The sequence below is a fragment of the Streptomyces sp. NPDC006134 genome (assembly GCF_040628835.1).
GTDB lineage: Bacteria > Actinomycetota > Actinomycetes > Streptomycetales > Streptomycetaceae > Streptomyces.
Genome location: NZ_JBEXTV010000015.1, coordinates 1 through 17,474, shown reverse-complemented (window position 1 = coordinate 17,474; position 17,474 = coordinate 1). Strand labels below are relative to the sequence as shown.

Below are 17,474 nucleotides of genomic sequence, written 5' to 3'. Positions count from 1 at the left end.
AGAGGTGGCCGAAGGGCCCGGGCCACCGCGGCGGAGGCCGTCGCGCTCGCCTCCGAGCCGCACGTGAAGGGGTGAGCCACTCCGGAGAAGGCGGCGCGCCCCGGTCGCGGTGACGGTGGCGGCCGTAACGGCCGGGGCCCGTCAGCCGCGGCCCGGCACCGATGCCGACTCCGGCTCCGAATCCGAATCCGGCTCCGAATCCGAATCCGGCTCCGGCCCCGGCTCCGACTCCGAATCCGGCTCCGGCCCCGGCTCCGAATCCGGCTCCGGCTCCGGCTCCGGCTCCGGCTTGGGGAGAGTCCCCGCCGCGCGGCGGGGCAGCAGCAGCGGGGTCGCCAGCAGGAGGGCGCCCGCCAGGCCGATGGCCGTGCGCGGGCCGAGCAGACCGCCCAGCACGCCCCAGAGGGCCGTCAGGAGGGCGGTCGTGGCCCTGGTCGTCACCGCCCAGGCGGTCAGCGTACGGGTGACCCGGTCGGTCGCGGTGCGTTCGAGGCGGTAGGTGGCGTGGACGGGGTTGAAGACTCCGCAGCAGAAGATGAGCCCGAGCTCGATACCGATCACCAGCGCCAGCCCGCCGGTGCCCGGCCCGAGGCAGGCCAGGCCGACGGGCCAGAGCGCGCGCAGCGCCCCGGCCGCGACCAGGACCCGGTGTTGTCCGAACCGGGTGACCAGCGGCCGGGCCAGCCGCGAGCCGATCAGCCCGCCGATCGAGGGCGCGGCGAAGGCGAGGCCGTACTGCCACGGCGCGAATCCGAGGGGGCCGAGCATCAGGACGGCCAGCAGCGGCTGGACGGCCGTCACCAGGCCGTTGAACAAGGCGGTGTTGAAGAACAGCGGACGCAGCGCCGCGTCGGCGAGGATGTACCGCCAGCCGTCGAGCAGGTCCGAAGCCCGCAGGCGCGCCGTCTCCCGGCGCTCGGGCCGCGGCTCGTGCCCGCCCGCCGCGCGGATGCCCAGGGCCGAGAGCAGGTAACTGACCGCGTCGGCCGCCACCGTCGCCACCGGGCCGAGGAGCCCGACCGCGGCACCGCCCAGCGGCGGTCCGACGATCGTGGCCGTCCAGGCCGTGGACTCGAACCGGGCGTTGGCGACGAGCAGGTCCTCGGCCGGCAGCAGCGTCTTCAGGTACGCGCCGGAGGCGGCGCGGAAGGTGATGTCGGCCGCCGCGACGACGACCGAGACCAGCAGGAGCTGGACGAAGGTGAGCACGCCGAGCGCGAACGCGGCGGGGACCGTCAGCAGCGCCGCGCAGCGCACCAGGTCCGTCGTGATCAGCACCGGCCGCTTGCGGCGGAACTCCACCCACGGACCGAGCGGCACCGCCACGACCGCGCCCACCGCGGCCCCCACGGAGGACAGCGCCGCGACCTCGGCCGGTCCGGCGTGCAGCACCCGGAGTGCGATCAGCGGGAACGCCCCGAAGGCGAGCCACGTGCCCAGCGCGCTGGTCCCGTACGCTCCCCAGAGCCACCCGAACCGCCGCCCCAGCCGACACCCACCCCTCATGCCCGATATACCCGACATGTCCGATGCCCCTTGCCGCCCATCCGCCCCTCGTCACTCATCCGCATATCGCCGCTCACCCGCACATCGCCCCTCACCCGCACAGCCGATCCGCGGCCGGAAGCATCAAAGCGGGCACCGCGCCCGGGGATCAAACAACCGGAAGGCCGCGAGGCCACAACCAACGGTTGTGGCCGTAGGGTGCCGATATGGACCTCGACACCGTCCGGACCTTCGTCGCCGCCGCCGACGCGGGGCGGTTCCAGGAGGCCGCCGCCGAGCTGGCGGTCACCCAGCAGGCCGTCTCCAAACGCATCGCCGCGCTGGAACGCGTCCTCGGGGTACGGCTGTTCACCCGCACCCCGCGCGGCGTCGAGCTCACCGTCGACGGGCAGGCGTTCCTGCCCCACGCACGGGAACTGCTGCGCGCCGCCGAGCGCGCGGTCGCCTCCGTGCGCACCGGCCACCGTCCGCTGCGCGTCGACGTGATCGCCTCGCGCGTCGCGCCCTCGGGCCTGATGCGCGCCTTCCACCACGCGCACCCCGGGATCGCGCTCGACGTGGTGATGCTGTCCGACATCGAGACGGCCGTCGCGGCCCTCCGCTCCGGCGCGATCGACGCGTCCTTCCGCGCCGTCGCCATGCCCGGCCGTCCCCTCCCCGAGGACATCGCGTCCGTCCGGGTGCTCGACGAGCCGCTCCAGCTCCTCACCGGCCCCGCCCACGCGCTGGCGGACGCCCGGTCGGTGCCCCTCGCGCGGCTCGCCGGGCACCGGATCTGGATGCCCGGCATCGTCCCCGGTACCGAGTGGGCCGCCTACTACGACGACCTCGTCGCCGAATTCGGCCTCACCATCGAGGCGACCGGCCCCAACTTCGGCTCCGACGCCCTCCTCGACACCATCGCCAACACCCCGGACCTGGCCACTTTCATGGGCGAGCGGACCCTCCCCCGGCTACCGCCGGGAGGTACCCCCGCCGGCCAGCCCACCGGCCAGGGCCTGCGCCGCATCCCGGTGACCGACCCGACCCCCGTCTACCCGCACTCGCTTCTGTGGCACCGCGACAACCCCCACCCCGCGCTGGCCACCCTCCGCTCCCACCTCGCCGCCACGGCGGCCGGCCACGACGTCGCCGGGACCTGGGTGCCGGCCTGGACGATCCCGCGCTGACCCGCGGAGAAGCTCGCCGCCGTCGCCCTCCAGGTCGTCGCAGTACGCCGGACGCCCGGTCGTCGCCCTCGCCAGGGCCACGGTGGGACCGGAGGCGAGCCGCCCGGAACCGGCGGTGAGAGGGCCGTCGTCCGCGACGAACCGCAGACCGCCTGTGCTGCCCCTGGCGACGACCACGAGGTCCGAGCCCCGGTAGTACTCGGCCACCGGCGTGACCCCCTCGGCCGGGTACCGGCGGCGGATGCCCGGCGGGCGTCGGATGTCTTCTCCGCGCACGATCGTCTCGCCCGCCATGGGCCAGGGCGGGCAGGGAAGGCTCGGTCGTGCTCGGGACGACACGCCGGACTGGCTCCGGTGTCTCGGCCAGGGCCGTGCCCACACCGTCACACCGGCGCACAGCGACGGCGTTTCCCACTGCTCGTCGGTCAGTCCGCGAGACCGGCCGCCGGCGCCGCCCGCTCCGCGCGGACCAGGGGCCGGACACCGGTCCTGCGGCTGCGGTCCACGGCCGGTTCCGGGCCGGTCGTGCGGTGGTGTCTCCTGTCGTGGAGAGTGCTTCGCGCCGCCCCCCGGCCCGGAACAGGTGGCGTCCGGCAGAGGTGCTCGCGATGGAGACCCTTGCCCCGGAGCAAAGCCATCGCCTGGGAAAGTCATGGCCTGTGGCGGAACGGAACCGTCCTCCCGTCAGGGCAGCGGTTCCCCGGGCGGACGGCCTTCGCCCGCGTCCCGGTCCAGTGACCGCGGATTGGCCTTGGCCCGCGCGTCCCCGGACCCCTTAGCGTCCTGCCATGCGTATTCGAATCGTCGACGCCTTCACCGACCGGCCCTTCGCCGGCAACCCGGCCGGAGTCCTGCTCCTCGACGCCTTCCCGGACGACGACCGGCTCCAGAAGGTGGCCCTGGAGGTCAACCACGCCGAGACCGCGTTCGCCCACCGCCTGTCCGAGGGCGGCGAGGCCGACTGGGCGCTGCGCTGGTTCACGCCCGCCACCGAGGTGGCGATGTGCGGCCACGCCACGCTCGCCACGGCCCACGTCCTGCACACCACCGGCGCCCACGACGGCCCGGTCCGGTTCGCCACCCGCAGCGGCGTCCTGGTCGCCACGCCGCGCGAGGACGGCTCGATCACCCTGGACTTCCCCACCGCCCCGCTCACCCCGGTGGAGGTCCCGGCGGGCGTCGCCGAGGCCCTGGGCGCCGAGCCGCGCGCCGCCTTCGACACCGGCCCGAACGTCGGGGACCTGCTCGTCGAGGTGGCCGACGAGAAGACCGTCCACGCCCTGGCCCCCGACCTGAAGGCCCTCGCCGCCTACTCCGAGCGCGGCGTCATCGCCACCGCCCGCGCCGAGGACCCCGCCCGGGGGTACGACTTCGTCTCCCGGTGCTTCTTCCCGAACGTCGGCGTCGACGAGGACCCGGTCACCGGCAGCGCCCACACCGCGCTCGCCCCCTTCTGGTCCGAGCGTCTGGGCCGCCCGGACCTCACCGGCCTGCAGGCATCCGCCCGCTCCGGCCGCGTCCGCACCGAGCTGCGCGGCGACCGCACGCTGCTGAGCGGGCACGCGGTGACGGTCATCGAGGGCGAGCTGCTCGCCTGAGCCGTCACGCGAGGGGGCGTACGTCTTCCCGTACGCCCCCGCTTCCGCGCCGCCCCCTTGCCCTCCGTACTGCCCCCTTGTCCCCGTACGCCCGCCCCCTCGGGATTCCGTACGCCCGCCCCCTCGGGATTCCGTACGCCCGCCCCCTCGGGATTCCGTACGCCCGCCCCCTCGGGAATGCCGTCCGCTCCCGCGTTCCCGACCGCTCACGCCGTCGGCAGCCACCCCACCTTCCCCGCCAGCAGCGCGTAGCCGACGAACGCCCCGATGTCGAGCAGGGAGTGCGCCACGACCAGGGGCCCCACCCGGCCCCAGCGGCGGTACAGGTACACGAAGACCACGCCCATGACGAGGTTGCCGACGAAGCCGCCGATGCCCTGGTAGAGGTGGTACGACCCGCGCAGCACCGCACTGCCCGCGAGCGCCGCGCCCGGCGACCAGCCCAGCCGGTCCAGCCGCCGCAGCAGGTAGCCGACGACGATGACCTCCTCCACCACGGCGTTCTGCACCGCCGACAGGATCAGCACGGGGTGTTTCCACCACACGTCGGGCAACGCCTCGGGGACCACGGTGAGGTTGAAGCCGAGGCCCCGGGCGGCCAGGTAGAAGGCGATGCCGGTGCTGCCGATGACGGCCGCGACCGCGGCTCCGCGGCCCAGGTCCGGCCAGGGGCGGGTGCGGTCGAAGCCGAGGGTGCGCAGGCTGTGCCCCTCGCGGAGCAGGAAGTGCGCGACGAGGGCGACGGGCACGAGCGCCGTGGTGATCCCGAACAGCTGCCAGGCGAGGTCGAGCCAGGGGCGTCCCGGCGCGGCGGAGGCGTTGAGCGTGGCCGCCTGGTCCTTGAGGCCCCCCGGCCGGGTGACCGAGCCGACGAAGCTGATCAGGGCGGACACGCCGCTCGCGCCGAGCGACAGGCCCAGCACGAGCAGGGTCTCGTCACGGAGGGTCCGTCGTGTGAGCCGTTCCTGCACCGTCGTTTCGGCCACCGCCGCGCGCCTCCGCCCGCACACTGCCTCAAGGGCACACCGTCCTGGGTGTCACAGCATGCCCGATCGGCACGAGCCGACGGTGAGGCGGGTTCCGCCTGGACCCGGCGGGCTCCGATCAGCCCAGCGGCACCGAACCCGGCGGGCTCCGATCAGCCCAGCGGCACCGGACCCGGCAGGCCCCGGCCGGCCCAGCGGCACCGGACCCGGCAGGCCCCGGTCAGCCCAGCGGCACCGGCTCCGGCAGGCCCACCGGCCACAGGTGCACCGGCTCGCCCTGGCGCATGAGCTCGTGGTAGCGCCGGGTGGTGGCGGCGAGCGCGGCCTGGCGGGACAGGCCCGCCTCCCGCGCCCGGTGGAACGTGGCGGACTGCCAGGTCGCCCCGTTGACCCGGCGCCGGCACCGCTCGTCGATCACGCCCAGGTACAGGTCCCGGTCGGCCGGCTCGATCCCCCAGGCGTCCAGCCCGGCCTCGGCCAGCGGCAGCAGTTCGTCGCGTACGAGGCTGACGGCGTCGACCTCGGCCGTGCCGCCGTACCGGCCGCGCCGGGGCCAGGTGAAGCGGGCGTCGATGCCGTGGCGGCAGGCCGCCTCGAAGTTGGCGGCGGCGGCCTCGAACGGCAGCCGGGTCCACACCGGCCGCGACTCGTCGGCGAGGGCGCGGACGACGCCGTAGTAGAAGGCCGCGTTGGCGATGACGTCGGTGACGGTGGGGCCGGCGGGCAGCACGCGGTTCTCCACGCGCAGGTGCGGGACGCCGTCGGCGACGTCGTAGACGGGGCGGTTCCAGCGGTAGACGGTGCCGTTGTGCAGGACGAGCTCGGCGAGCCTGGGGGCGCCGCCCGCGTCCAGCACCTCCAGCGGGTCCTCGTCGTCGCAGATCGGCAGCAGGGCCGGGAAGTAGCGCAGGTTCTCCTCGAAGAGGTCGTAGGCGGAGGAGATCCAGCGCTCCCCGAACCAGGTGCGCGGGCGTACGCCCTGCGCCTGGAGTTCGGGCGGGCGGGTGTCGGTGGCCTGCTGGAACAGCGGGGGCCGCGACTCGCGCCACAGCTCGCGGCCGAAGAGGAAGGGCGCGTTGGCACCGACGGCGATCTGCGCGGCGCTGACCGCCTGCGCGGCGTTCCACACGTCGGCGAAGCGGCCGGGGGTCACCTGGAGATGCAGCTGCACGGAGGTGCAGGCGGCCTCCGGCGCGATCGACTTCGAGGTGCAGGTGAGGTGCTCGACACCGTCGATGTCGAGCGCGAACTCCTCGCCGCGGGCCGCCACGATCTGGTCGTTGAGCAGGGTGTAGCGGTCGACTTCCGACAGGCTGGAGGAGACCAGGTCGTCACGGTCCAGCGTCGGCAGAATGCCGATCATCACGATTCCCGCGGCCAGCTCCCCGGCCTTCCGGTCGGCATATGCCAGGGAGGTGCGGATTTCCTCGGCGAGCCGGTCGAATACCCGCCCGCCCAGCCGGTGGGGGGCAATGTTGACCTCCAGGTTGAACATCGCGAGTTCGGTCTGGAAGTCACGGCTCGCGATCCGTTCGAGGACTTGCCCGTTCAACATCTTCGGCATGCCGTCGGAGCCGACGAGATTCAATTCGATCTCCAGCCCCATCAGGTTCTTCGGGCGGTCGAATCGCTGCTCCGCCAGGAGTCGCTCCAGGCCCGTCAGGCACCGACGGAGCTTGCCCCGGTAGCGCTGGCGATCGGACAGGTCGAACTGACCTGCCGCGACCTTCTCCCCCATCGAAGCATCCCTTCCTCGGATCGGCGGACCGGCGATCCATCCGTCGGCACCGCGGTCACGTGGGATGATGCCCAGCCGAAGCGATCGATAACGTCCCCTCGACGCCCCGGCCTCCGCTACGCTGGGCCGATGTGACCGGCGGCACATTCACCGGGCAAGCCGCATCGCGCAGTTTCGGTGCCGCGGCAACTCGTGAAAAACGCCGACGACAATTGGCCGACCGCTCGGTGAGCGTTTCCCGAGGTCACCGCCGTACCGCCGGACCGAAATCCGGATGATTCCCGTATAACGCCGACCGAATGTACTCTTGTTCTGCTTGCCGGGAACGGCTAGATGAAACACAGGCTGAACACATGTCGTATAAACTCCGCGACAGGCAGAAGGTTGGCGCCCACGGTCGGAGGACCTGGCCCCTCGGCGTGACGAGCGGCAGACCTCACCCTCGCTTCGCATTCTCAGAGTTCTCAGAGTCCAGACCCGGCCCCTGCCTCTCCGCCTTCGTGAGCTGACAGAGTCGTCCGCCCCACCCACGCACGCCCTCGCGCCACCGTGCCTTCGAAATGAGAGGCGACCCATCATGCCGCTGCATGTCCCCCCGGCTCCCGCGCCCGCCCTTCGCTCCGTCCTCGCCGCGCTCTCCTCCCCCACCGCGGTCCGCGAAGCCCGAACGCCCTCCCTGCTCGCCGCCCAGGGGCCCGCGACGCCCGAGCTGCCGCTGCCCGTGCACGTCCTGGACCGGATCTCCGCCGACGGCACGTCGACGACCCGGCTGACCGGGTGGCGCTTCCTGATCCGCTGCGGCGACCGCGCGGTGGCCGCGGCGGAGACCATGCTCACCCCCGACGGCTGGGCCTTCTCGCACTTCTTCGAGGGCCCGTACGTGGCCTCCACCGAGCGCGCCCTGCGGCAGGCCGAGACGGTGCCGCAGCCCTACCAGCCGCGGCTGCTGTCGGTCCCCGGTCTGTACATGCTGACCCTGTGGCTGCACGGCGACTGCGCCGCGGACGCCGCCACCGGCCACCCCGCCGCCACCGACGTGCTGGTGCCGCTGGCGCCGGCGCCGCCCGGCATCGCGGCCCACCGCCCGCACCGGGTCGCCGACCTGCTCCCCGTCCTGACCCACCGGGTGACCCCGACGCCTCCGACGCCCCTGCTCGGCTCGCCCGCCTGACACCCGCCTCCTCGGCACGCGTGCCCCGGCGCCCCTCCCGGCGCCGGGGCACGCGCGTCCGGGCGGCGAGCAGCCGCCCCCGCCCCCGGGCCGATCACCGCCGTCGGAACATCGGCACACTCGCGTCCGCGCGCCGGGCAGCCGCCCTCACCCCGCCCGGTCACCACCGTCGGAGCACCCGCGCCCGCGCGCCGGACAGCCCTCCGCCCCGGCCGGACTAGCCCGATCCGGCCAGCGGAAACCACCCGCCCGGACGGTCCGCCGGGCCGAACCGTCCGGGCGGGTGACGCGTCCTGAACCTGTGAAGAAGCGGTGCCGCGAAATCCCTGCGGAGACACGCCCGTAGGGCAACACTGGGTTCGGACCGACTTACACAACGGGGGCGGCCATGAACGACGCTTCACGCCGCGGGACAGACACGACAGCGATCCCGGACACCATGACAGAGCGAGAGAACCCTTCCATGTGCCAGCACCAGCCACCCTGCCCCTCAGCCGCCTCCGCCGACCGGGAGTCCGCCCGTCTCGTGGCGCACCACCCGGAACAGGGATGGAGCCTGCTGTGCAACGGCGTCCTCCTCTTCGAGGACACCGGTGAGCTCCTGCCGGACGGCCGGGTCATCGCCCCGCACCGCCCGCTGGACTCCGGCCAGGTGATGTCGGCCGCCTGAGCACCACGGGGCCGGTCCGCGGGTAGGCCCGCGCACCGGCCCCGGCACGCCCGCGGGGGCGTTCAGTTCCGCGCCGCCAGTTCCCCGAGGGCGATGTTGAGCCGCAGGACGTTCACCCGGGGCTCGCCGATGAAGCCCAGGGTGCGGCCCTCGGTGTGCTCCTCGACGAGCCTGCGCACCTCGGCGACGGGCAGCCGGTTCTCGTACGCGACCCGGCGGACCTGGAGGCGGGCGTACTGCGGGGAGATGTCCGGGTCGAGCCCGGAGCCGGAGGACGTCACCGCGTCGGCGGGGACGTCGGCCGGGTCGACGGGGTGGCCGGGCACCGAGTTGTCCCGGACGACCGCGTCCCGGGCCTCCCGCACCCGCCGGGCGAGCTCGGGGTTGTCCGCGGCCAGGTTGGTGGCGCCGGAGACGAGAAGCTCGTACCGGTTGTTGATGCTGTTGGTGCCCAGGCCGCCCGCGGGCCGGCCCTGGAACCACTTCGGGTCGGGCTCCGGGTCCTCCTGTCCGGTCCGCCGCGGCAGGTGGTACGACTGCCCGATCAGCGACGAGCCGACGACCTCGCCGTCCGCCGTGACCTCCGATCCGTTCGCCTTGTCCGGGAACAGGGCCTGGGCGACGCCGGTGACCGCCAGCGGGTAGAGGACGCCCGTCACCAGCGTCAGCGCGAGGAGGGCGCGCAGGCCCGCCGTGAGCAGCCGGGCGGTGCCGGATACCGAGGTGTTCATGGTGATCATCCGATTCCGGGGACGAGGGAGACGAGCAGGTCGATGGCCTTGATGCCGATGAAGGGGGCGATCAGCCCGCCGAGGCCGTAGACGGCGAGGTTGCGGCGGAGCATGCGGTCCGCGCTCGCCGGCCGGTACCGCACCCCGCGCAGGGCCAGCGGCACCAGGGCGACGATGACCAGCGCGTTGAACACGACCGCCGAGAGGATCGCGGAGTCCGGCGAGGACAGGCGCATGATGTTCAGCTTGTCCAGGCCCGGATGGACGGCCGCGAAGAGCGCCGGGATGATCGCGAAGTACTTCGCGACGTCGTTGGCGAGGGAGAACGTCGTCAGCGCGCCCCGGGTGATCAGGAGCTGCTTGCCGATCTCGACGATCTCGATGAGCTTGGTCGGGTCGGAGTCGAGGTCGACCATGTTGCCGGCCTCCTTGGCGGCCGACGTGCCGGTGTTCATCGCCACGCCGACGTCCGCCCGGGCGAGCGCGGGCGCGTCGTTGGTGCCGTCGCCGGTCATCGCGACCAGCTTGCCGCCGGCCTGCTCCCGTTCGATCAGCGCCATCTTGTCCTCGGGGGTGGCCTCCGCGAGGAAGTCGTCGACCCCGGCCTCCTCGGCGATCGCCCGCGCGGTCAGCGGATTGTCACCGGTGATCATGACGGTCTTGATCCCCATGCGGCGCAGTTCCCCGAACCGCTCCCGCATGCCCCGCTTGACGACGTCCTTCAGGTGGATCACGCCGAGGACACGGGCCCCGCCGGCGTCCTCGACGGCGACCAGCAGCGGCGTGCCGCCCGCCGCGGAGATCCGGGCGGCCAGTTCCTCCGCGTCGTCCGCGACCTCGCCGCCGCACTGCCGTACCCAGGCGACGACCGAACCGGCCGCCCCCTTGCGGATCCTGCGGCCGTCGACGTCCACGCCCGACATACGGGTCTGCGCGGTGAAGGCGATCCACTCGGCACCCGCCGGTTCGCCCTGCCGGCGCTCGCGCAGGCCGTACTCCTCCTTGGCGAGGACGACGACCGAGCGGCCCTCGGGCGTCTCGTCGGCCAGCGAGGACAGCCGGGCGGCGTCCGCGACCTCGGCGGCGGTCACCCCGCGCACCGGCACGAACTCCGCCGCCTGCCGGTCGCCGAGCGTGATGGTGCCGGTCTTGTCCAGCAGCAGCGTCGACACGTCACCGGCGGCCTCCACCGCCCGCCCCGACTTCGCCAGCACGTTGCGCTGCACCAGGCGGTCCATGCCCGCGATGCCGATGGCCGACAGCAGGGCGCCGATGGTGGTGGGGATGAGGCAGACCAGCAGCGCCACCAGCACCACCAGCGACAGGCGGACGCCCGCGTGGCCGGCGAAGAACGGCAGGGTGGCGCAGGCGAGCAGGAAGACGATCGTCAGCGAGGCCAGCAGGATGTTCAGCGCGGTCTCGTTGGGCGTCTTCTGCCGGGCGGCACCCTCCACGAGGTGGATCATCCGGTCGATGAAGGTCTCCCCCGGCTTCGTCGTGATGCGGACGACGATGCGGTCGGAGAGGACCCTCGTCCCGCCGGTGACGGCGCTGCGGTCGCCACCGGACTCGCGGATGACGGGCGCCGACTCACCGGTGATCGCCGACTCGTCGACGCTCGCCACGCCCTCGACGACGTCGCCGTCGCCCGGGATGACGTCCCCGGCCTCACAGACGACCAGGTCGCCGACGCTCAGCTCGGTGCCCGGGACGACGGTCCCGTCGGCCTTGCGCGCCACCGTGTCCGTCCTGGCCCGGCGCAGGGTGCCGGCCTGCGCCTTGCCGCGGCCCTCGGCGACCGCCTCCGCCAGGTTGGCGAAGAGCACGGTCAGCCAGAGCCAGGCGCTGATCGTCCAGCCGAACCAGTCGCCCGGGTCCGTGCAGGAGAACACCGTGGTCAGGACCGACCCGACGAACACCGTGAACATGACGGGCGACTTGATCATCACCCGGGGGTCGAGCTTGCGGAAGGCGTCCGGCAGCGCCTCGAGCAGCTGCCTGGGCTGGAAGAGCCCCGCACCGACGCGGACGCCGGCCTCGGGGCCGGTCGGCGTCTCCTGGTGCGGCGCCCGGGTCGGGGTGACCGTGGCCATCGGGTCCTCTTGCTTCGTGGTCGGGATCGGTTGCTCGGGGGCGGGGGGCTCCGCTCTCGCCGCGGGGGCCGTCATGCCGCCAGCCCTTCGGCGAGCGGGCCCAGCGCCAGGGCCGGGAAGAACGTCAGCCCGGTGATGATCAGGATGGCGCCCACCAGCAACCCGCTGAACAGCGGTTTCTCGGTGCGCAGGGTGCCCGCGGTGACCGGTGCCGGCTGCTGCGCGGCCAGCGCGCCGGCCAGGGCGAGGACGAACACCATCGGCAGGAAGCGGCCGAACAGCATCGCGAGCCCGGTCACGGTGTTGAACCAGTCGGTGTCGGCGTTCAGGCCCGCGAAAGCCGAGCCGTTGTTGTTCGCGGCGGAGGTGAAGGCGTACAGCACCTCGGTGAAGCCGTGCGCGCCGGGGTTGAGCATCGAGTGCGGCGGCGTCGGCAGGGCCAGGGACAGGGCGGTGCAGACCAGCACCAGCGCCGGGGTGACCAGGATGGAGGCGGCCGCCAGCTTGATCTCGCGGGGGCCGATCTTCTTGCCCAGGTACTCCGGTGTGCGGCCGACCATCAGGCCGGCGAGGAACACCGCGACGACCGCCATGATCAGCATGCCGTACAACCCGGACCCGACCCCGCCGGGCGCGATCTCGCCCAGCATCATCCCGAGCAGGGTGATGCCGCCGCCGAAGCCGGTGTACGAGGAGTGGAAGGAGTCGACGGCGCCGGTCGAGGTGAGCGTGGTGGCCACCGCGAAGATCGACGAGGCGCCGACGCCGAAGCGGACCTCCTTGCCTTCCAGGGAGCCGCCCGCGAGCGCCGGCGCGCCCCCGTGGTGGGCGAACTCGGTCCACATCATCAGGGCGGTGAACCCGGCCCAGATCGCGGCCATGGCCGCGAGGATGGCGTAGCCCTGCCGCACCGAGCCGGCCAGCACGCCGAAGGTCCGGGTCAGGGAGAACGGGATCACCAGGATCAGGAAGATCTCGAAGAGGTTGCTGAACGGCGTGGGGTTCTCGAACGGGTGGGCGCTGTTGGCGTTGAAGTAGCCGCCGCCGTTGGTGCCGAGCTCCTTGATGGCCTCCTGCGAGGCGACCGCGCCGCCGTTCCACTGCTGCGTGCCGCCGGTGAACCGGCCGACCTCGTGGATGCCGGAGAAGTTCTGCAGGACGCCGCAGGCGACGAGGACGACCGCGGCGACGGCGGCCAGCGGCACCAGGATGCGGACGACACCGCGCACCAGGTCCGCCCAGAAGTTGCCGAGCTCGCCGGTCCGGGACCGGACGAAGCCGCGGACCAGGGCGACGGCGACGGCCATGCCGACGGCCGCGGAGACGAAGTTCTGCACGGCCAGACCGGCGGTCTGCACGACGTGCCCCATGGTCTGCTCGCCGCTGTAGGACTGCCAGTTGGTGTTGGTCACGAAGGACACGGCCGTGTTGAATGCCTGCGCCGGCTCCACCGGGGCGAACCCGAGCGAGCCCGGCAGGACGCCCTGGAGCCGCTGGAGCAGGTAGAGGAAGAGGACACCGGCGACGGAGAAGGCGAGCACGCCCCGCAGGTAGGCGGGCCAGCGCAGCTGCGCGTCCGGGTCGGCGCCGATGGCGCGGTAGATCCACCGTTCGGCGCGCAGGTGCCGGCCGGAGGAGTAGACCCGGGCCATGTAGGTGCCGAGGGGGATGTGGACGATCGCCAGTGCGCCCGCGAGCGCGAGCATCTGGAGCACACCGGCGGTGACGGGACCCATGGCTGTCGTCAGAACCTCTCCGGGAAGAGCAGGGCGAGGACGAGATAGCCCAGCAGGGCGACGGCCACGACCAGGCCGACGACGTTCTCGGCGGTCACAGCTTCGTCACCCCCTTGGCGACGAGGGCCACCAGCGCGAAGGCCGCGATCGTGGTGGCGACGAAGGCCAGGTCGGCCATCGTGAACTCCTGGAGTGAGGTCCGAAGGAACGGGAACGCATCGAGAAAACCCCCTCCGTGGCCGGATCCGACCGCTGTTGACGGGTCCCTTACGGCTCCGCGCCCGCCTTTGACGGGTCTCTTACGGTGTTCTGCGCTCCGACGGCCCCGCTGCCGTGCCCCGGCGGCCCCGCTGTCCCCGCTGCCGTGCCCCGGCGGCCCCGCTGCCCGCGCTGCCGCGCCCTGCCCGCCTCCTGGCCGGGGACGACCGGATCGCCGTCCGCCGTCCGCCGGGCGCCCGCCCCGGCGCCGCGCCGGGCCACACCGGCCGCGCCGAAGCCCCGGCCCGGCCCCGTGCCCACCGGCCCCCGGACGGCACCTATCGTGACCGGCATGCAGTCCTACACGATCGGCCAGGCGGCACGGCTGCTCGGCGTCAGCCCGGACACCGCCCGGCGCTGGGCCGACGCCGGCCGGATCACCACCCACCGCGACGAGAGCGGGCGGCGGCTCGTCGACGGCCGTGACCTGGCCGCCTTCTCGGTGGAACTCGCGCGCTCCGGCGACGGCGGGCAGGACGTCCCGCACACCTCGGTCCGCAACGCCTTCCCCGGGATCGTCACCGCGATCAAACTCGGCGACGTCGCGGCCCAGGTCGAGATCCAGGCCGGTCCCCACCGGCTCGTCTCCCTCCTGACCCGGGAGGCCGTCGAGGAACTCGGCCTGGAGGTGGGCATGGAGGCCACCGCCCGCGTGAAGTCGACGAACGTCCACATCGACCGCGCCTGACCCGCCGGCCCCGCGCCACCCCGCCGGACCTCCCGGCCGGCCACCCACCGGCCCACCGCACCCCGTACGAACGCACATACCAACCACACCCCCGGCGATGTCTCGCTCATGCGATGCGACAGCAGACGTACACCTCGCAAATGCAGAATTATGATCGGCGCATCGGTGGAGCACCGGTGGACGCCGCGCCACGCCCGGCGGCCCGTCGTGCCCGCCCCGGAAGACTGAGGGAGAGTGGCCCCGTGACGACCCGATCCGCGCGCCGTATCCGCCGGAGCCTGCAGCCGACCGGTGCCGCGGTCGCCGCGCTGCTGGCCCTGAGTGCCTGCTCCTCCGGCTCCGGCTCCACCGATACGGCGTCGTCGTCGAAGCCGTCCGGCACGATCACCGTCTTCGCCGCGGCCTCCCTGAAGGAGAGCTTCACGACGCTCGGGAAGCGGTTCGAGAAGGAGCACCCGGGCACCGAGGTCACCTTCAGCTTCGGCGGCAGCGACACCCTCGCCGCGAGCATCACCGGCGGCGCCCCGGCGGACGTGTTCGCCGCGGCCAGCACCAGGACGATGAAGACCGTCACGGACCAGGGCGCCGCGGCCGGGACGCCCGGCACCTTCGTCCGCAACCGGCTGGAGATCGCCACCCTTCCCGGCAACCCCGACGGAATCCGCTCCCTGAAGGACCTCACCAAACCCGGCCTGAAGGTGGTGCTGTGCGACAAGGCGGTGCCCTGCGGCGCCGCCGCGCAGACCGCCCTGAAGACCGGCGGCCTCCGGCTCACCCCGGTGTCGTACGAGGAGGACGTCAAGAGCGCCCTGACCAAGGTCGTCCTGAAGGAGGCCGACGCCGCCGTCGTCTACCGGACGGACGTGCGGGCGGCCGGCGACAAGGTGGAGGGCGTGGACTTCCCCGAAGCGGCCGAGGCCGTCAACGACTACCCGATCGCCCTGCTCGACGAAGCGCGCAACCCCGGCACGGCCCAGGCCTTCATCGACCTGGTGAAGTCCGCCGAGGGGCAGAAGGTGCTGACCTCGGCCGGGTTCCTCACCCCGTGACCGGGGCCGACAAGCCGCCGGCCGGCGGCCCGCCGCGCCGCGGGGGCGCCCTCCGGCCCGCCGCCCGGCGGGCGCCCCTGCCCCTGCTCGTCCCCGCGGCAGTGGGCCTGGCGTTCCTGCTGCTGCCCCTGGTCTCCCTGCTCATACGGGCTCCCTGGCGCAGCCTCCCGGAGCAGCTGACCAGCGCCGAGGTGTGGCAGGCGCTGCGGCTCTCCCTGGTCTGCGCCACCGCGGCGACCGCGCTGAGCCTGCTCCTCGGCGTGCCGCTGGCCTGGCTCCTCGCCCGCACCGACTTCCCCGGCCGGGGCGTGGTCCGTGCCCTGGTGACCCTGCCGCTCGTCCTGCCTCCGGTGGTGGGCGGCGTCGCCCTGCTGCTCGCCTTCGGCCGCAACGGTGTCGTCGGGCAGTGGCTGGACTCCTGGTTCGGGATCACGCTGCCGTTCACCACCACGGGTGTCGTGCTCGCGGAGACGTTCGTGGCGATGCCGTTCCTCGTCATCAGCGTCGAGGGCACCCTGCGCGCCGCCGACCCGCGCTATGAGGAGGCCGCCGCGACGCTGGGCGCGTCCCGTTTCACCGCGTTCCGCCGGGTCACCCTGCCGCTGATCGCCCCGGGTATCGCGGCGGGGGCGGTCCTCGCCTGGGCCCGGGCGCTGGGCGAGTTCGGGGCGACGATCACCTTCGCCGGCAACTTCCCCGGCCGTACCCAGACGATGCCGCTCGCGGTCTACCTGGCCCTCCAGAACGACCCGGCGGCGGCGATCGCCCTCAGCCTGGTCCTGCTGGCCGTCTCCATCGCCGTCCTGGCCGGGCTGCGGGACCGCTGGATGACGGCATCCTGAAAACCCACGACGACGATGGCGCACGACCATGACGATGACGACGGTGGCCGCCCTTCCATGACCGCTTCCCGCCCCGCCCCCACCGCACCCGACGAGGGCCTCGACGCCCGTCTCGTCGTCGACCGCGGCACCTTCCGCCTCGACGTCGCCCTGACCGCCGCCCCCGGCGACGTCGTCGCCCTGCTCGGCCCCAACGGCGCCGGCAAGACCACCGCCCTGCGGGCGCTCGCCGGTCTGGTCCCGCTCGCGGACGGCCATCTGCGCCTCGACGGCGCCCTGCTGGACCGCACGCCGCCCGAGTCGCGCCCCGTCGGCGTGGTCTTCCAGGACTACCTGCTCTTCCCTCACCTCACCGCCCTGGACAACGTCGCCTTCGGGCCGCGCTGCCGGGGCGCGGGCAAGGCGGAGGCCCGGGCGCAGGCCGCCGAGTGGCTGGACCGCATGGGCCTGTCCGGGCACGCCGACGCCAAGCCGCGCCGCCTCTCCGGCGGCCAGGCCCAGCGCGTGGCCCTGGCCCGCGCCCTGGCCACCCGTCCCCGGCTGCTGCTCCTGGACGAGCCGCTCGCCGCGCTGGACGCCCGCACCCGCCTGGAGGTGCGCGCCCGGCTGCGCCACCACCTGGCCGAGTTCGAGGCCGTGGCCGTCCTGGTCACGCACGACCCGCTGGACGCCATGGTGCTGGCCGACCGGCTGGTCGTCGTCGAGCACGGCCGGGTCGTCCAGGAGGGCGCCCCCTCCGACATCGCCCGCCACCCCCGCACGGACTACATCGCCCAGCTGGTCGGCCTGAACCTGTACCGGGGCCTGGCCGACGGGCACACCGTCCGGCTCGACGCGGGCCCCGCCCTGACCACCACGGAAGACCTCACCGGCCCGGTATTCGTCGCCTTCCCGCCCGGCGCGGTCACCCTCCACCGGGAGCGCCCCACCGGCGCCAGCGCCCGCAACCTCTGGCGCTGCGAGGTCGCCGGCCTGGAGACCCACGGCGACCGGATCCGCGCCGACCTCACCGGCGAACTCGCCCTCGCCGCCGACCTGACCACGGTCGCCGCCGCCGAACTCGGCCTCCACCCGGGCGTCCCGGTGTGGGCGGCGGTGAAGGCGACGCAGACCCACGCGTACCCGGCCTGAGGCACCGTCCCCGCACCGGACCGGCAGACGGAGGGCGGGGGGCGAGCAGGGGCCGACGTCCGCGGCTGCGATCCTGGTGGTGAAGGCGCTGGTGCACGACGCGATGCG

General features: G+C 73.6%; 15 protein-coding genes and 2 pseudogenes. 9 read left to right on the top strand and 8 right to left on the bottom strand.

The window, feature by feature from the left end:
• Positions 1–141: 141 nt before the first annotated feature.
• Positions 142–1,506 carry an MFS transporter gene (locus tag ABZ340_RS12260; protein ID WP_358781677.1) on the bottom strand — a complete coding sequence of 455 codons (1,365 nt, stop codon included), beginning with the start codon at positions 1,504–1,506 and terminating at the stop codon, positions 142–144.
• Between the two features lie 206 nt (positions 1,507–1,712).
• Here ABZ340_RS12260 and ABZ340_RS12255 point away from each other — a divergent pair, with 206 nt between their 5' ends.
• A complete protein-coding gene (locus ABZ340_RS12255) occupies positions 1,713–2,675 on the top strand; it encodes a LysR family transcriptional regulator (protein ID WP_358781676.1) in 963 nt (320 codons plus the stop codon).
• Positions 2,676–2,678: 3 nt separating this feature from the next.
• On the opposite strand, the pseudogene ABZ340_RS12250 reads toward ABZ340_RS12255, so the two are convergent.
• Positions 2,679–3,181: pseudogene (locus ABZ340_RS12250) on the bottom strand (hypothetical protein); the annotation flags it as partial.
• Between the two features lie 282 nt (positions 3,182–3,463).
• On the opposite strand from ABZ340_RS12250, the gene ABZ340_RS12245 reads away from it, so the two are divergent.
• Positions 3,464–4,273 carry a PhzF family phenazine biosynthesis protein gene (locus ABZ340_RS12245; protein WP_358781675.1) on the top strand — a complete coding sequence of 270 codons (810 nt, stop codon included), beginning with the start codon at positions 3,464–3,466 and terminating at the stop codon, positions 4,271–4,273.
• 206 nt (positions 4,274–4,479) lie between these two features.
• Here the strand turns inward: ABZ340_RS12245 and ABZ340_RS12240 are convergent, their stop codons facing one another.
• Entirely contained in the window at positions 4,480–5,259 is a 780-nt protein-coding gene (locus tag ABZ340_RS12240) for a type II CAAX endopeptidase family protein (RefSeq protein WP_358781674.1), read from the bottom strand.
• A 220-nt stretch (positions 5,260–5,479) separates the two neighbouring features.
• A complete protein-coding gene (locus ABZ340_RS12235) occupies positions 5,480–6,997 on the bottom strand; it encodes a glutamate--cysteine ligase (RefSeq protein WP_358781673.1) in 1,518 nt (505 codons plus the stop codon).
• A 577-nt stretch (positions 6,998–7,574) separates the two neighbouring features.
• Here ABZ340_RS12235 and ABZ340_RS12230 point away from each other — a divergent pair.
• On the top strand, positions 7,575–8,168 hold the full coding sequence (locus tag ABZ340_RS12230; protein WP_358781672.1) for a hypothetical protein: 594 nt from the start codon (positions 7,575–7,577) through the stop codon (positions 8,166–8,168).
• 463 nt (positions 8,169–8,631) lie between these two features.
• A complete protein-coding gene (locus ABZ340_RS12225; RefSeq protein WP_358781788.1) occupies positions 8,632–8,838 on the top strand; it encodes a DUF5999 family protein in 207 nt (68 codons plus the stop codon).
• 62 nt (positions 8,839–8,900) lie between these two features.
• Here the strand turns inward: ABZ340_RS12225 and ABZ340_RS12220 are convergent, their stop codons facing one another.
• The 4 genes from ABZ340_RS12220 to kdpF form a co-directional block, all read right to left on the bottom strand.
• Positions 8,901–9,569 (bottom strand): potassium-transporting ATPase subunit C, encoded by a 669-nt coding sequence (locus tag ABZ340_RS12220; RefSeq protein WP_358781671.1) that lies wholly within the window; start codon positions 9,567–9,569, stop codon positions 8,901–8,903.
• A gap of 5 nt (positions 9,570–9,574) precedes the next feature.
• Positions 9,575–11,662, bottom strand: a complete 2,088-nt coding sequence (gene kdpB / locus ABZ340_RS12215; RefSeq protein WP_358781670.1) for a potassium-transporting ATPase subunit KdpB — start codon at positions 11,660–11,662, stop codon at positions 9,575–9,577.
• Between the two features lie 71 nt (positions 11,663–11,733).
• On the bottom strand, positions 11,734–13,398 hold the full coding sequence (gene kdpA / locus ABZ340_RS12210) for a potassium-transporting ATPase subunit KdpA (RefSeq protein WP_358781669.1): 1,665 nt from the start codon (positions 13,396–13,398) through the stop codon (positions 11,734–11,736).
• 8 nt (positions 13,399–13,406) lie between these two features.
• The gene (gene kdpF / locus ABZ340_RS12205) at positions 13,407–13,496 is read right to left on the bottom strand and encodes a K(+)-transporting ATPase subunit F (protein WP_037817630.1); all 90 of its coding nucleotides are present in this window, start codon (positions 13,494–13,496) and stop codon (positions 13,407–13,409) included.
• A 452-nt stretch (positions 13,497–13,948) separates the two neighbouring features.
• Here kdpF and ABZ340_RS12200 point away from each other — a divergent pair, with 452 nt between their 5' ends.
• The 5 genes and pseudogenes from ABZ340_RS12200 to ABZ340_RS12180 form a co-directional block, all read left to right on the top strand.
• Positions 13,949–14,344: a helix-turn-helix transcriptional regulator gene (locus ABZ340_RS12200; RefSeq protein ID WP_358781668.1), complete on the top strand. Its 396-nt coding sequence runs from the start codon at positions 13,949–13,951 to the stop codon at positions 14,342–14,344.
• A 242-nt stretch (positions 14,345–14,586) separates the two neighbouring features.
• A complete protein-coding gene (gene modA, locus ABZ340_RS12195; protein ID WP_358781667.1) occupies positions 14,587–15,393 on the top strand; it encodes a molybdate ABC transporter substrate-binding protein in 807 nt (268 codons plus the stop codon).
• A gap of 77 nt (positions 15,394–15,470) precedes the next feature.
• Positions 15,471–16,235 carry a molybdate ABC transporter permease subunit gene (modB, locus tag ABZ340_RS12190; protein WP_358781787.1) on the top strand — a complete coding sequence of 255 codons (765 nt, stop codon included), beginning with the start codon at positions 15,471–15,473 and terminating at the stop codon, positions 16,233–16,235.
• A 57-nt stretch (positions 16,236–16,292) separates the two neighbouring features.
• Positions 16,293–17,366, top strand: a complete 1,074-nt coding sequence (locus tag ABZ340_RS12185; RefSeq protein ID WP_358781666.1) for an ABC transporter ATP-binding protein — start codon at positions 16,293–16,295, stop codon at positions 17,364–17,366.
• Between the two features lie 28 nt (positions 17,367–17,394).
• Positions 17,395–17,474 (top strand): annotated as a pseudogene (locus ABZ340_RS12180) (short-chain dehydrogenase); the annotation flags it as partial.